This is a genomic window from Mesorhizobium sp. M0923, assembly GCF_040319365.1.
Lineage (GTDB): Bacteria > Pseudomonadota > Alphaproteobacteria > Rhizobiales > Rhizobiaceae > Mesorhizobium.
Genome location: NZ_JAMYNW010000016.1, coordinates 72,693 through 86,068, shown reverse-complemented (window position 1 = coordinate 86,068; position 13,376 = coordinate 72,693). Strand labels below are relative to the sequence as shown.

13 protein-coding genes are annotated in these 13,376 nt (G+C 63.5%); 6 read left to right on the top strand and 7 right to left on the bottom strand.

Features of this window, described 5'->3' with window-relative positions; translation table 11 throughout:
* Positions 1-146: 146 nt before the first annotated feature.
* The gene (locus NKH89_RS24575; protein WP_352494034.1) at positions 147-755 is read left to right on the top strand and encodes a methyltransferase family protein; all 609 of its coding nucleotides are present in this window, start codon (positions 147-149) and stop codon (positions 753-755) included.
* A gap of 45 nt (positions 756-800) precedes the next feature.
* On the opposite strand, the gene NKH89_RS24570 is transcribed toward NKH89_RS24575, so the two are convergent.
* The 4 genes from NKH89_RS24570 to NKH89_RS24555 form a co-directional block, all read right to left on the bottom strand.
* Positions 801-1,163, bottom strand: a complete 363-nt coding sequence (locus NKH89_RS24570; protein ID WP_023721897.1) for a YkvA family protein — start codon at positions 1,161-1,163, stop codon at positions 801-803.
* Positions 1,164-1,255: 92 nt separating this feature from the next.
* Entirely contained in the window at positions 1,256-1,552 is a 297-nt protein-coding gene (locus tag NKH89_RS24565; RefSeq protein WP_352481071.1) for a 4a-hydroxytetrahydrobiopterin dehydratase, read from the bottom strand.
* A gap of 6 nt (positions 1,553-1,558) precedes the next feature.
* Positions 1,559-2,155: an RNA 2',3'-cyclic phosphodiesterase gene (gene thpR / locus NKH89_RS24560; RefSeq protein WP_352481070.1), complete on the bottom strand. Its 597-nt coding sequence runs from the start codon at positions 2,153-2,155 to the stop codon at positions 1,559-1,561.
* 137 nt (positions 2,156-2,292) lie between these two features.
* Entirely contained in the window at positions 2,293-2,937 is a 645-nt protein-coding gene (locus tag NKH89_RS24555; protein WP_023721894.1) for an arylesterase, read from the bottom strand.
* A 108-nt stretch (positions 2,938-3,045) separates the two neighbouring features.
* Between NKH89_RS24555 and NKH89_RS24550 the strand changes: the two genes are divergently transcribed.
* The 4 genes from NKH89_RS24550 (at position 3,046) to NKH89_RS24535 (ending at position 8,038) form a co-directional block, all read left to right on the top strand.
* Positions 3,046-3,756: an ABC transporter ATP-binding protein gene (locus tag NKH89_RS24550; protein ID WP_023721893.1), complete on the top strand. Its 711-nt coding sequence runs from the start codon at positions 3,046-3,048 to the stop codon at positions 3,754-3,756.
* Entirely contained in the window at positions 3,756-6,305 is a 2,550-nt protein-coding gene (locus NKH89_RS24545; protein WP_352481069.1) for an ABC transporter permease, read from the top strand. The genes NKH89_RS24550 and NKH89_RS24545 overlap by 1 nt, the downstream gene beginning before the upstream one ends.
* Before the next feature lie 219 nt (positions 6,306-6,524).
* Complete coding sequence (locus NKH89_RS24540; protein WP_254817871.1) at positions 6,525-7,304, top strand: Bax inhibitor-1/YccA family protein; 780 nt, start codon at positions 6,525-6,527, stop codon at positions 7,302-7,304.
* Between the two features lie 164 nt (positions 7,305-7,468).
* The gene (locus tag NKH89_RS24535; RefSeq protein ID WP_352494036.1) at positions 7,469-8,038 is read left to right on the top strand and encodes a GNAT family N-acetyltransferase; all 570 of its coding nucleotides are present in this window, start codon (positions 7,469-7,471) and stop codon (positions 8,036-8,038) included.
* Positions 8,039-8,042: 4 nt separating this feature from the next.
* On the opposite strand, the gene NKH89_RS24530 is transcribed toward NKH89_RS24535, so the two are convergent.
* The gene (locus tag NKH89_RS24530) at positions 8,043-8,429 is read right to left on the bottom strand and encodes a DUF2794 domain-containing protein (protein ID WP_023721889.1); all 387 of its coding nucleotides are present in this window, start codon (positions 8,427-8,429) and stop codon (positions 8,043-8,045) included.
* A gap of 599 nt (positions 8,430-9,028) precedes the next feature.
* The gene (locus NKH89_RS24525; protein WP_023721888.1) at positions 9,029-9,778 is read right to left on the bottom strand and encodes a DUF1223 domain-containing protein; all 750 of its coding nucleotides are present in this window, start codon (positions 9,776-9,778) and stop codon (positions 9,029-9,031) included.
* 175 nt (positions 9,779-9,953) lie between these two features.
* On the opposite strand from NKH89_RS24525, the gene NKH89_RS24520 reads away from it, so the two are divergent.
* Positions 9,954-10,616, top strand: a complete 663-nt coding sequence (locus NKH89_RS24520; RefSeq protein ID WP_023721887.1) for a ceramidase domain-containing protein — start codon at positions 9,954-9,956, stop codon at positions 10,614-10,616.
* A 67-nt stretch (positions 10,617-10,683) separates the two neighbouring features.
* Here the strand turns inward: NKH89_RS24520 and acnA are convergent, their stop codons facing one another.
* Positions 10,684-13,374 (bottom strand): aconitate hydratase AcnA, encoded by a 2,691-nt coding sequence (gene acnA, locus NKH89_RS24515; protein WP_352481066.1) that lies wholly within the window; start codon positions 13,372-13,374, stop codon positions 10,684-10,686.
* Between the last annotated feature and the right edge of the window lie 2 nt (positions 13,375-13,376).

Sequence of the window (13,376 nt, the reverse complement as noted above, 5' to 3'; positions counted from 1 at the left end):
GACTTTTCAAGCAGCTAGGTCTTGCAGCGATTCTCGCTTTTCTGAGAGCTACGTGACGAATTTCCCGCCAGGCGGTATATGTCTGCGTTCGGCTCCACGGCACTCGGCCAGGGTGCCCTCCTTGGCGGCTTACGGGAGATTTGGCCATGGCCATTTCCGAGACAGTTCTGATCCTGGCGGGCGGCACAGTCGTCCTGGCGATCGTGTTCGGCATTCGTGTCGCCGTCCGCGCGGTGGCCAGCGGCGCGGTGCCCCGGTCGGATGGCGGAGAGGTGGCGGGCGGACCGGGCGCGCCCGACGTGGCGGGGGTCATTGCGCTGCCGCCTTTGATCTTCCTCGGCTTCCTGGCGGCGGCAACCGTGCTCGAGGTGCTCGCGCCGCTCCCGGTCATGGCCGGGCAGGCCCTCGCCCGCTATCTGGCCGGCGCCGTGCTCGCGGTGTGCGGCTTGGTGCTCATCTTTATGGCGGCGGGCCGCTTTCAGGCCGCTGGAACCAACATACCACCGACCTTGCCAACGACGGCGCTGGTCGTCGACGGTATCTATCGGTGGACCAGAAATCCGTTCTATCTGGGAGCGACCCTTATCTATCTGGGCCTCGGTGTCGCGGCCGGAAGTCTTTGGGGTATCGCGCTCGTCATTCCCTTGCTGTGGGTGATCAATACGGGCGTCATCGCGCCGGAAGAGCGTTATCTCGAGCGTAAGTTCGGAGACGCCTATCGCGCCTACAAGACGCGGGTGCGGCGGTGGCTTTGACGGCCGGAAAGTCGGTTCCCGCGCGATTTTTTGCGCCGTACCGGCTCAGCTCTTGTCGGCGATGGCCTGCCTGGCGGCGAGCCGGTGCGCCGGCGTGATGTGGGCGCTGACGGTTGTGATCGCCGCGGTCAGCACAGCGATGTCGTCGGTGAAGCCAAGCCCAAAGATGAAATCGGGGATGACGTCCGTCGGCAGCACGAAATAGCCGAGCGCAGCCAGCAATGTGCCCTTGGCGCGCAGCGGCGTCTTCTTGTCCATGGCGCAGTAATAGGCGGCGACCACCTCCTCCATGAACGGGATCTGCCGGGCAGCCTTCTTCGCCGTACGCCAGAACTTTTCGCGTACTTCGCTCTCATTGCCCAGCTTGCTGCCGAGGCCGAAGAAATCAAAACCGGATTTTTGCGCCATCAACCTCTCCTTGCCGCCGTCGCGTGACTTCACGCGTGACCGCGAGGCAAAATGTGGTGAAAGCCGAACCTCGCTGCAAGGTGCAGATAACGTCAGGTGCCGAAATAGCGGTTCATCTTCCTGGCCAGATCGAAATCCAGCGCGGTCAGGCCGCCGACGTCGTGGGTGTTGAGGGTCACGTTTACCGTCTTGTAGACGTTCGACCAGTCGGGGTGGTGGTCCATCTTCTCCGCAGCCAGGGCAACGCGGGTCATGAAGGCAAAGGCTTCCGAGAAATTCTTGAAAGTGAAGCTGCGGCTGATCGAACCACCATCCTTGGCCAGCGACCAGCCGTCGAGGCCGGCAAGTTCGGCGCTGATCGCCTCTTTTGCTAGTTTCTCCCTGGCCATGTCCGTCTACCGCATGATCCGCGAAGCGTCGGCGGCGCCGGCCAAACGGCTGGCGACGCGGTTGTCGGCACCTGAAAGCGGCCAAGCCTCCTCGACGACGTAAGGCCCGCCGCCGACCGAGTCGCGCGACGACATCAGCACGAAGCGGCCGACCCGGAACGGCAGCGTCGAAAAATTGCCGCGCGCCGACAGATACTGGGCGACGTCGAGCGGGCTCGCATTGCGCAGGCGGGCCAGCGTCACATGCGGCATGAACTTGCGCGGGTCGGCCGGGATGCCGAGCCGCTGGCAGATGCGCTCGATTTCGCTTTGCAGAGCGGAAAGATCGGGCGAAGCGGCGACCCCGGCCCACACCGCATGCGGCTTCTTCTGGCCGAAGGCGCCGACGCCGGACAGCGTCAGCGGGAAGGACGGGCGGTGAACGCGGTCGAGCGCGTTGGCGATTTCGTCGGCGACATGGCCCTCGACATCGCCAATGAAGCGCAGCGTCAGATGATAGTTTTCGACGTCGATCCAGCGGGCTCCGGGCAGGCCGCCCCTGAGCAGGGACAGCGAAAGAGCGGCATCACGCGGTATTTCGAGGGCGGTAAAAAGACGCGGCATGGCAAGCCTCCTGTCCTCGAATCGAACTCTTGCCCCTAGCGAATCATCGATATTCAAACGGGGCAAGGGGTTTGTTGGTCGCAGGCCTGCCTAAAAGCTTCCCCCGCGGAAGGTGTTGCGGCGGCGAACCCTCGCCTTCAGGAATTGCCCCGGATCGCTTCAATGGTCTTCTCCACGCTGGGCAGGATACCCTCGACGATGCGGTCGACGCCTCGGGCGTTTGGATGAAGACCGTCTTCGAGCTGCAGGACGGATTGGCCGGCGATGCCCTCGAGAAAGAAAGGATAGAGCGGCACGCCGTATTTTTCAGCCAGTCTCGGAAAGGTCGCGTCGAAGGCCCTCTGGTAATCGGCGCCGAGATTCGGCGCCGCGCGCATCCCGGCCAGCAACACGGCGATCTTGCGCTGCTTCAGCTTTGCCAGCATGGCGTCCAGGTTCTTTTCCGCTATGGCGGGCGAAACGCCGCGCAGCATGTCGTTGGCGCCGAGCTCCAGGATGACCAGCTGCGTGCCGTCCGGCACCGACCAGTCGAGCCGCGACAGGCCGCCGCTCGTCGTATCGCCGGAAACGCCGGCATTGGCGACCGTGACATCGTAGCCCTTGGCGCGAAGCGCGGCCTGCAGCTTTTCGGTGAACCCCTGACCCGGCCCAAGGCCATAACCCGCCATCAAGCTGTCGCCGAAGCCAACGATGGTGAAGGGCTCGGCGCGCGCCGACGAAATGGCGCTGCAGATCGCGAGGAAAAGGGCGAAGGCTGCGGCAAAAGTGTGTTTGAAAGCCATGCGGCAGGCCCCATATGACCAGGAACATCTGTTGGCGAAGGCAGGTTTTCGTCTTTGTCGAGCATCGGATGCTCTAGCCCTCTTTCCCCCATATAGGACGATTTGATTTTGGAAGAAGCCGTCATTTCGCTGAAAGACGTATCGCTGACGCTCGGCGAAGGCGCATCCTCGGTGCATGTGCTGAAGGGCGTCAGCCTTGATGTGGCGAGCGGCGAAGCGACAGGCATCGTTGGACCTTCGGGTTCGGGAAAGTCGACATTGCTGATGGTTTTGGCCGGGCTTGAAAGGGTCGATTCGGGTGCGGTACGAATTGCCGGCGAGCTGCTCAACGGCAAAAGCGAAGACCAGATCGCATCGTTTCGAGGGCGAAACATCGGCATCGTGTTCCAGTCGTTCCACCTCATCCCCAATATGACGGCGCTGGAAAACGTCGCCGTCCCGCTTGAGCTTGCCGGCCATGCCGATCCGTTCGGCGTGGCGGCGCGCGAACTGGCGGCGGTCGGCCTTAGCGATCGCATCACCCATTATCCCGGCGAATTGTCTGGCGGCGAGCAGCAGCGCGTGGCGATCGCCCGGGCGCTGGCGCCGTCGCCACGCATCCTGATCGCCGACGAGCCGACCGGCAATCTCGACCAGGCGACGGGACGGCACGTCGCCGACCTGCTGTTCGCCAAGGCGGCCGAACGCGGCATGACGCTGGTGCTGGTCACGCATGACCCGGTGCTCGCGGCGCGCTGCTCGCGCCAGGTGTCGATGCGGTCGGGGCTGATCGAGGACGCATCCAAGCCGGCCTCCAGGGCCGGCAAGGTGACCGCCTGATGCCGCTGTCGCAAACGCTGAGGCTGGCCTTCAAGTTCTCGCTGCGCGAAATGCGCGGCGGGCTGTCCGGTTTCCTGATCTTCCTTGCCTGCATTGCGCTCGGCGTCGCGGCAATCGGCGGCGTCAATTCGGTGGCGCAGGCGATTTCCGCCGGTGTTGCCGACCAGGGTCAGACGCTGCTCGGCGGCGATCTCCGCTTCCAGATCAACCAGCGCGATCCGACCAGAGCCGAACGCAGCTTCCTCGGCCGGCTTGGCACGGTTTCGCACAGCGCCAACATGCGCTCGATGGCGAGGCTCGAGGACGGCTCCGACCAGGCGCTGGTCGAGGCCAAGGCGGTCGACGGCGCCTATCCGCTCTATGGCGCGCTGGAGACCCAGCCGGTGCTGTCGCGAGAGGATTTGTTCGGCGAAAAATCCGGTGTCTTCGGCGCCGCCGCCCCGGACCTTCTGTTCGAGCGGCTGAACCTTGGCATCGGTGACCGGTTGAAGCTCGGCAGCGCGACATTCGAGCTGCGCGCCAAGCTGGTCAACGAGCCAGATGCGGTGTCGGATGGCTTCGGTTTTGCGCCGCGGCTGATGGTGTCGACCGACGGGCTTGCCGCTTCAGGCCTGATCCAGCCGGGCAGCCTGGTCGAGAACGCCTATAAGGTCCGCCTGCCCGGCGGCACCACTGAAGTACAGATCAAGGCGATCCAGGAGCAGGCCGCGAAAGAGTTCCCGCAGGCCGGCTGGTCGATCCGCACGCGCAGCAACGCAGCGCCGGCGCTGTCCTCGAACATCGAGCGGTTCTCGCAATTCCTGACGTTGGTCGGGCTGACGGCGCTGGTGGTCGGCGGCGTCGGCGTGGCCAATGCGGTGCGTGCCTATCTCGACGGCAAGCGCGGCGTCATCGCCACCTTCAAGAGCCTGGGGGCTTCGGGCGGGTTCGTCTTTGCCGTCTACCTGGTGCAGATCCTGATGATTGCCGCCCTCGGTATCACGCTGGGCCTTGTGCTTGGCGCGCTGATGCCGTTCGCGGCCAGCGCGGCACTCCAGTCGGTTATTCCGGTGCCGGCGGAAGGTGGGTTCTATCCCGGCGCCCTCGGCATGGCAGCGCTGTTCGGGCTGCTGGTGACGCTGGCCTTCGCCCTGCTGCCGCTCGGCCGTGCTCGCGACGTGCCAGCGACGGCGCTGTTTCGCGAAATGGGTTTTGAGGGCCGCGGTTTTCCCCGCCCGCTCTATGTCGCCGCGGCAATGGCCATCGCGCTGCTGCTCGCGGTGCTGGCGATCCTGTTTTCCGGCGACCGCCGTATTGCCTCGATCTTCGTCGGCGCCACGGTCTTTTCGTTCCTGGTGCTGCGTGTCGTCGGTACGCTGGTGCAGTGGGCGGCGAAGAGAAGTCCGCGTGTGCGCTCGACGGCGCTCAGGCTCGCCATCGGCAACATCCATCGGCCTGGCGCCTTGACGCCGTCCGTGGTGCTGTCGCTGGGTCTCGGGCTGACGCTCCTGGTGACGCTGGCGCTGATCGATGGCAATCTCAGGCGGCAGATTTCCGGCAGCCTGCCGGAACGGGCGCCGAACTTCTTCTTCGTCGATATCCAGAGCGGCGACGTCGATGCCTTCTCCGCGCTGGTCGGCAAAGAGGCGCCGCAGGGCACGCTGATCAAGGTGCCGATGCTGCGCGGCCGGGTGATGGCGCTCAACGGCGTCGATGTCGACAAGGTCAAGGTTCCGGCCGAAGGCGCCTGGGTGCTGCGCGGCGACCGTGGGCTGACCTATGACGCACAATTGCCGGAGAATGCAACGCTGACCGAGGGCAGCTGGTGGCCGGGGAATTATTCCGGCGAACCGCTGGTCTCGTTTTCCGCCGAGGAGGGCAAGGAGATCGGGCTGAAGCTCGGCGACACCATCACCGTCAACGTGCTCGGCCGCAATATCACGGCCAAGATCGCCAATTTCCGCCAGGTCGAATGGGAAACCATGGGCATCAATTTCGTCATGGTGTTCTCGCCCAACACATTCGCCGGGGCGCCGCATGGCTGGTTGGCGACGCTGACCGAGACGAATGCGTCGGCGGCCGACGACGCGCATCTTCTCAATGCCGTCACCCGGGCTTTTCCCGCGGTGACGACGGTCAGGGTCAAGGACGCGCTCGACATCGTCAACCGGCTGGTGGTGCAGCTCGGCACCGCGATCAGGGCCGCGGCGGGCGTGGCGTTGATCGCCTCGGTGCTGGTGCTGGCCGGGGCGCTCGCCGCCGGCAACCGGGCCCGCATCCACGACGCGGTGGTGCTGAAGACCCTGGGTGCGACCAGGAAAACGCTGATCGCGGCCTTTTCGCTGGAATACATGCTGATCGGCCTTGCGACCGCGATCTTCGCGCTGGCGGCGGGCGGTGTGGCGGCGTGGTACGTCGTCGCGCGCATCATGACGCTGCCATCGCACTTCATGCCCGAGGTAGCCGTGGCGACCATCGGCTTTTCACTGGTGGTCACGGTGGGTATCGGCCTGGCCGGCACGTGGCGGGTGCTGGGCCACAAGGCGGCGCCGGTGCTGCGGAATCTTTGAGCCAGAGCCGGTTTTGATTAAATCTCGTTAATGTTTCGACCGGCAAGGCCAATAAAACCGGATCTCCGGCACTTCACGGAGCATTACGTCCGGTTACGGTCTTGTCCTTTACGCCAAGAACCATCATATTTCGGCGCAGGCATGCTGGAGCCCCGCCAGCGGCGCCTGGGTTCAAAAGGACCTGACACCGGACGGGGCAGAAGCAATATGAGGATTTCCATGGCTGATCCCGTTCGCAATTATCAGACGCGCGCCGTGCCCGGCGCCGGCGTCGATGCTGCCATCGACCAGGGCCTGCGCGCCTACATGATCAAAGTCTACAACCTGATGGGGCTTGGCCTCCTCATCACCGGCCTTGCCGCGGTCGGCACAATCATGCTGGCCACCACCAGCGATCCCGCCTCGGCGGTTGCCACGTTGCCAAGCGGCGAGATGCTGACCTCGTTCGGCTACGCGATCTTCGGCTCGCCGCTGAAATGGCTGGTGATCTTTGCCCCGCTGGCAGCGGTGATGTTCCTGTCGTTCCGGGTCCAATCGATGAGCGTTTCGGCGGCGCAGACGACGTTCTGGGTTTACGCCGGCCTTGTCGGCCTGTCGCTGTCGTCGATCTTCCTGGTCTACACCACCGCCAGTATCTCGCAGACCTTCTTCGCCACCGCCGCCGCGTTTGGCGGGCTGTCGCTCTACGGCTACACGACCAAGCGCGACCTTTCCGCGTTCGGCTCGTTCCTGGTCATGGGCCTGGTCGGCCTGATCATCGCGATGGTGATCAACATCTTCCTGCAGTCGTCGGCGCTTTCCTTCGCCGTTTCGGCGATCGGCGTGCTGATCTTCGCAGGCCTCACCGCCTATGACACGCAGAACATCAAGGAGATGTATTTCGAGGGTGACGAGACTGATGTCGCCGGCCGCAAGGCGATCATGGGCGCGCTGAGGCTCTATCTCGACTTCATCAACCTGTTCATGTTCCTGCTGCAGTTCATGGGCGACCGTCGCTAGTACGGCGTTCTTTGTTGACCATGATCTGTTCCGAAAACCGGTTTCCACTTTTCGGGATCATGGTCTGACTCCAGCGAGTTTGGAAAGGGCGGCCCAATGGCCGCCCTTTTCTTTTGTGCCGGCTTTTGCTGTGATATAGGGCAGATGAACGACGTGCATAAATTATGAGCAGCATCACCTTGCGGGCCGCGACGTCGGCCGATCTCGACCGGATCACGGAAATCTATGCCGACGCGGTGACAAACGGCACGGCGAGCTATGAACTCGACCCGCCAAGTCGTATCGAGATGGGAGCGCGCTTCGACAGTTTGGTAGCGGGTGGCTTTCCCTATCTCGTGGCGGAAAAAGGCGGCATTGTGCTCGGCTATGCCTATGCCGGCGCTTTCCGGCCGCGCCCGGCATACCGCTTCGTGGTTGAGGATTCCGTCTATGTCGCGCCCGACGCCAAGGGGCAGGGCGTCGGGCTGCTCCTGATGCAAAGGCTGATCGAGGCAGCCAAGGCGGCGGGCTTTCGCCAGATCATCGCGGTGATTGGCGATGGCCGGCCCGACAGCGCCTCGGTGCGGTTGCACGAGAAGCTCGGCTTTCACCATTCCGGCCGCCTGGAAGGCTCCGGCTACAAGCACGGACGCTGGCTGGACACGGTGTTCATGCAACTGCCGATCAACGGTGGAGCGTCGGTCCCGCCCGATCCGCAATCGCTGCCCGAGCGGAAGTTCCGCAAACAAAAATAAGGGGTTACGCCTCGACCAGCTTCAGCGTTCGGTCGAACACGCCAAGCACCCGGCCGAGTTCCTGGCCACGCTTGAGGATGCGTCCGCCGGCGGCGATGACGGCGAATGCGCCTTGCCGGCGCGCCAGCTTCGGATCCTTGACGATCTGGAAAAGCGGCACTTCGCTGGTGCGACGGAAGACGGAAAAAACGGCGCGGTCGGTGAGATGGTCAATAGCATAGTCGCGCCATTCATTGGCGGCGACCATACGGCCGTAGAGCCTGAGGATCTGGTCCAGTTCGCGGCGGTCGAACCGCACCGGCTGGTCGAGGCGTTCGTGTCTTGCCTCGTGCAGCGGGATCAATATTGCGGATGCGTCCCCATCCTCCGTCCCGCTGCTGCGATCAGTCATGCCTGGATCCTCGCAATGAATCGTACGCCGACCAAAGTTGGCGCTTTCGTTGCCGAATTGCAAGGCCCGGCCGGGCAACGGCAGCACCGCGCGGTTTCTCCAACGTCCAGTCACGTTTGCGAAACGCCTGTTGGAATTGGTGATGCTTCGCCACAATCCTGCCTTTTTTTATCCGTGCTCATGCCCCAATGTCCGACGAATTTACCGGCGTTGCCTGAGACGGTTCGGTCCGGCACCGGCTCGTAAACCCCAAGCCCCCCGCCCACGGGTCTGCGTCGGATCGAACCAACCTCGGTCTTTCCTTGGAAAGATCGGGTGCGACGATCCCAAAACCTAAATGACCGGCGTCAGAAGCAAGCTGACGCCGGTTTTTTATTGGCTGGAGCCGTGGCGGCGCGATCCATCCGGATAGGCTGTCGTCGGAGGCTTGAGCGCGGCTATCCCTTCTCCCCTTGTTGTGGAAGAAGGTGGATCGGCGCGCAGCGCCGAGACAGATGAGGGGTGTTGGACGGAGTGAGGCGTTGGCGTTCCCTGGAACACCCTCATCCGTCGCCTTCGGCGACACCTTCTCCCACAAGGGAGAAGGGAGAGCGCTCCATCTAAGGCTTGCGGATAAAGGCTGCACCCAGGATCGGACCGGGCACGCCGTCCTTGCCGACCGACTGCAGCAGCACGGCGCAGCCGCCCTTCTTGGCGATCTCGCTCATCGGCAGTTCGTAGCGCTGCGCCTTGCCGTGCCACATGCCGGCGGTCTGGATGCTGGAGACGGCGTTCCAGTAGGTCATGCTGCGGCCGGTGTTTTCACCCTTGCCGATCTTGATCGTCTGCGGCGGGTTGAAATAGACGATGACGACATGCGCGTCGGCGGGGCCGGTCACGGCGTCGCCGGCATCGATCATGACGCGATCGCTGGTCCGGCTGACCTTGATGCCGACGCGCATGCCTTCGCCGACCCTCTCCATGCGGGCCAGCGCGCCGTCGACTTCCTTGCGGCTGGCGCCATTGACATGGCTGCGGCCGTTGATGACGGCTTGCGGGGTGTAGACGGAACGGCTGCCGAAGGCGCGCATATACTCATATTGCCGCTCGGTATTTTCCTTGCGGCTCAGCGTATCCTGCCAGCCGAGGTAATCCCAATAGTCGACATGATAGGCGAGCGCGACGATGTTCTCCTTGGCGGCGAGCTCGGCAAAGAATTCGTCGGCCGGCGGACAGGAATTACATCCCTGGCTGGTGAAGAGCTCGACGACGCCTAATGGCTTGTCGGCCTGCTCGGCGAAGGCGCTTCCGGCAAACGCCGACAGAGCCAGCGCAACGGCCGCAAGCCGCAATGGTCTTCGAGATGACATGGCCGTTCCGATCCCGCCGGTGATGCCGGCTTTGTTCTGATTGTCGAAATATGTGGCAGAAGCGGCAGTCAACGGGAAGTCACGTTGCGGTGAAATTTTGCCGTTGCAACCGCTGGCAAGGGCGCAATAGGTGGACGCGCACTTCACGATGGAAGCGATTCGGGCGGCAATCAGCATGTGGCAATCTCTCCTGGCGCCGGTCGACCTCTATTGCGAACGGACGGGGCCGGAATTCTGGGCTGAACCGCTCAATGCGCTGAGCAATCTGGCTTTTTTTGCCGCCGGGCTATGGGGTGTCTGGCAGGTGCGCAAGCGCGGCACCGGCGCCTTCGCCGAAGTGCTGGCCTGGTGGGTGGTGGCGATCGGCGTCGGCTCGTCGCTGTTCCACACCTTTGCCACAAGGGGAATGATCCTGGCCGACGTGCTGCCGATTGCAGGGTTCACGCTGGCCTACACGCTGTTCAACCTGCGACGTTTTCTCGGGATGAAATGGGGCAAGGCGATCGTCATCTTCGTCGCCTTTTACGCCGTTGCCGGGCTGGTGACCTTTGCCGTGCCGGACTGGCTGCGCCAAGCGTCGAACGGCACGACCGGCTACCTGCCGCCCTTCCTGGCGCTTGCCTTCTTCGGCGCCTGGGTGGCGGCCAGCGGCAATCGTGCCGGCTGGTACAATCTGGCGGGTTCGGCGATCTTCGTCGTGTCGGTCGTCTGCCGGATGATCGATCCGCTGGTCTGCGGCGGCTTTCCGCTCGGCACGCATTTCCTGTGGCACATCCTCAACGGGCTGATGCTCGGCGTGCTGCTGGCGGCGACAGCGCGGTTTGGAAAGCCAAAGTAGGGCAGTAGGGCAGTAGGTGCTTGTCCTTGCTTCCCCTACTGCCCTACTCCCTTATTGCCCTACTCCCTTAAGCCGCAAGGTCGCGCAGCACGTATTGCAGGATGCCGCCATTCTTGAAGTAGTCGAGCTCGTCCAGCGTATCGATGCGGCAGATGATCGGAACCTCTTTGACGCTGTCGTCGCCATAGGTGATCCTGGCGATCATCTTCTGCCGCGGCTTGATGTTGCTCAGTCCGTCGATCTCGACCAGTTCGTCGCCCTTGAGGTTGAGCGAGGCCCACGAGGTGCCTTCCTCGAAGACGAAGGGGATTACGCCCATGCCGACCAGGTTGGAGCGGTGGATGCGCTCGAAGGACTGGGCGATGACCGCGCGGACACCGAGCAGATTCGTACCCTTGGCCGCCCAGTCGCGCGACGAGCCGTTGCCATATTCGACGCCGGCGAAGATGACCAGCGGCACGCCCTCCTTCTTGTAGTGCATGGCGGCGTCGTAGATCGATTCCTCTTCCTTCGACGGGTAATGGATGGTGTAGCCGCCCTCGCGGCCGTTCTCGCCCAGCATGTGGTTGCGGATGCGGATGTTGGCGAAGGTGCCGCGCATCATCACCTCGTGGTTGCCGCGGCGCGTGCCATACTGGTTGAAATCGGCGACGCCGACGCCGTGGTCGGTGAGGTACTTGCCGGCCGGGGAGGCCGCCTTGATCGAACCGGCCGGCGAAATGTGGTCGGTGGTGATCTTATCGCCGAACAGACCGAGCACACGCGCGCCCTTGATATCGCCGATCTTGCCGAAGCCTGATGTCATGCCGGCGAAATAGGGTGGGTTCTGCACATAGGTCGAATTGTCGTCCCAGGCATAGGTCTGGCCTTCCGGCGCCTTGACGTTCTGCCAGTACTCGTCGCCCTTGAAGACGTCGGCATATTTGCGGGCGAACAATTCGCGCGTGACATTCTTCTCGATGAATTCCTGGATCTCGACTGAACTCGGCCAGATGTCCTTGAGATAGACCGGATTGCCGTTGCGATCCTCGCCGAGCGGCTCGGTGGTCAGATCCTTGGTCACGGTCCCGGCCAGCGCGTGGGCGACGACCAGCGGCGGCGAGGCGAGATAGTTCGCCTGCACGTCGGGCGAGACGCGGCCTTCGAAATTGCGGTTGCCGGACAAGACTGCCGCAGCAATCAAGCCCTTATCGTTGATGGTCTTGGAGATCGGCGCCGGCAGCGGGCCGGAATTGCCGATACAGGTGGTGCAGCCGAAGCCGACCAGGTTGAAGCCGATCTGGTCGAGCTCCTTCTGCAGACCGGATTTCTCCAGATATTCGGCGACGACCTGGCTGCCCGGCGCCAGTGAGGTCTTGACCCACGGCTTCTGCTTGAGGCCGAGCCGGTTGGCGTTGCGCGCCAACAGCCCGGCGCCGATCAGCACGCTCGGGTTCGAGGTGTTGGTGCAGGAGGTAATGGCGGCGATGACGACATCGCCATGGCCAAGATCGTAGTCCGTGCCCTCGACGGCATAGCGCTTGTCGATTTCGGCGGCCTTCTTGTACTCGGTCTCCATGGCCTTGTCGAAGCCGGCCGGAATGTCTTCAAGTGCCACGCGGCCTTCCGGCCGCTTCGGGCCGGCCATCGACGGGACGACACTGCCGAGATCGAGCTCGAGCAGATCGGTGAAGACCGGATCGGCCGAGCCGACGTCGCGCCATAGGCCTTGCGCCTTCGAATAAGCCTCGACCAGGGCGATGCGGCTTTCGTCACGGCCGGACATAGTGAGGTAGCGGATGGTTTCGCTGTCGACCGGGAAGAAGCCGCAGGTGGCACCATATTCCGGCGCCATGTTGCCGATGGTGGCACGATCGGCCAGCGTCATGTTGGACAGGCCCGGACCGAAGAATTCGACGAACTTGCCGACGACGCCCTTCTTGCGCAGCATCTGCGTGACGGTGAGCACCAGGTCGGTGGCGGTGACGCCTTCCCTCAGCCTGCCGGTGAGGCGAAAGCCGATCACTTCGGGCAACAGCATGGAAACCGGCTGGCCGAGCATCGCGGCCTCGGCCTCGATGCCGCCGACGCCCCAGCCGAGCACGCCGAGGCCGTTGATCATGGTGGTGTGCGAATCGGTGCCGACGCAGGTGTCGGGATAGGCGGTGGTCTCGCCATCTTCGCTGTTGGTCCACACGACCTGGCCGAGGTACTCAAGGTTGACCTGATGGCAGATGCCGGTGCCGGGCGGCACGACGCGGAAATTGCGGAACGCCTGCTGGCCCCATTTCAGGAATTTGTAGCGTTCCTCATTGCGCTCATACTCAAGCTCGACATTGCGGGCGAAAGCCAGCGGCGTGCCGAATTCGTCGACGATGACCGAATGGTCGATGACCAGATCGACCGGCACCAGCGGATTGATTTTTTGCGGGTCGCCGCCGAGCGAGGCCATGGCGTCGCGCATGGCGGCAAGGTCGACCACAGCCGGAACGCCGGTGAAATCCTGCATCAGCACGCGGGCCGGGCGATAGGCGATCTCGACGCCGGCAGTGCCCCGGTCTGTCAGCCAGCCGGCGACCGCCTGGATGCTCTCCTTGGTGACGGAACGGCCGTCCTCGTTGCGCAGCAGGTTCTCCAGCAGCACCTTCATCGAATAGGGCAATTGAGCGATGCCGGTGAGGCCGTTCTTTTCGGCCTCGACAAGGTCATAGTAGATGTACTCGGCGCCGCCGGCGGTCAGCGTGCGGCGGCAATTGAAGCTGTCGAGTGATTTGGACACGT

Bases quoted from the DNA above. Each gene is read 5' to 3' on its own strand.
- NKH89_RS24575 (WP_352494034.1), top strand. From the start codon at position 147: ATGGCCATTTCCGAGACAGTTCTGATCCTGGCGGGCGGCACAGTCGTC.
- NKH89_RS24570 (WP_023721897.1), bottom strand. From the start codon at position 1,163: ATGGCGCAAAAATCCGGTTTTGATTTCTTCGGCCTCGGCAGCAAGCTG.
- NKH89_RS24565 (WP_352481071.1), bottom strand. From the start codon at position 1,552: ATGGCCAGGGAGAAACTAGCAAAAGAGGCGATCAGCGCCGAACTTGCC.
- thpR (WP_352481070.1), bottom strand. From the start codon at position 2,155: ATGCCGCGTCTTTTTACCGCCCTCGAAATACCGCGTGATGCCGCTCTT.
- NKH89_RS24555 (WP_023721894.1), bottom strand. From the start codon at position 2,937: ATGGCTTTCAAACACACTTTTGCCGCAGCCTTCGCCCTTTTCCTCGCG.
- NKH89_RS24545 (WP_352481069.1), top strand. From the start codon at position 3,756: ATGCCGCTGTCGCAAACGCTGAGGCTGGCCTTCAAGTTCTCGCTGCGC.
- NKH89_RS24540 (WP_254817871.1), top strand. From the start codon at position 6,525: ATGGCTGATCCCGTTCGCAATTATCAGACGCGCGCCGTGCCCGGCGCC.
- NKH89_RS24535 (WP_352494036.1), top strand. From the start codon at position 7,469: ATGAGCAGCATCACCTTGCGGGCCGCGACGTCGGCCGATCTCGACCGG.
- NKH89_RS24530 (WP_023721889.1), bottom strand. From the start codon at position 8,429: ATGACTGATCGCAGCAGCGGGACGGAGGATGGGGACGCATCCGCAATA.
- NKH89_RS24525 (WP_023721888.1), bottom strand. From the start codon at position 9,778: ATGTCATCTCGAAGACCATTGCGGCTTGCGGCCGTTGCGCTGGCTCTG.
- NKH89_RS24520 (WP_023721887.1), top strand. From the start codon at position 9,954: ATGTGGCAATCTCTCCTGGCGCCGGTCGACCTCTATTGCGAACGGACG.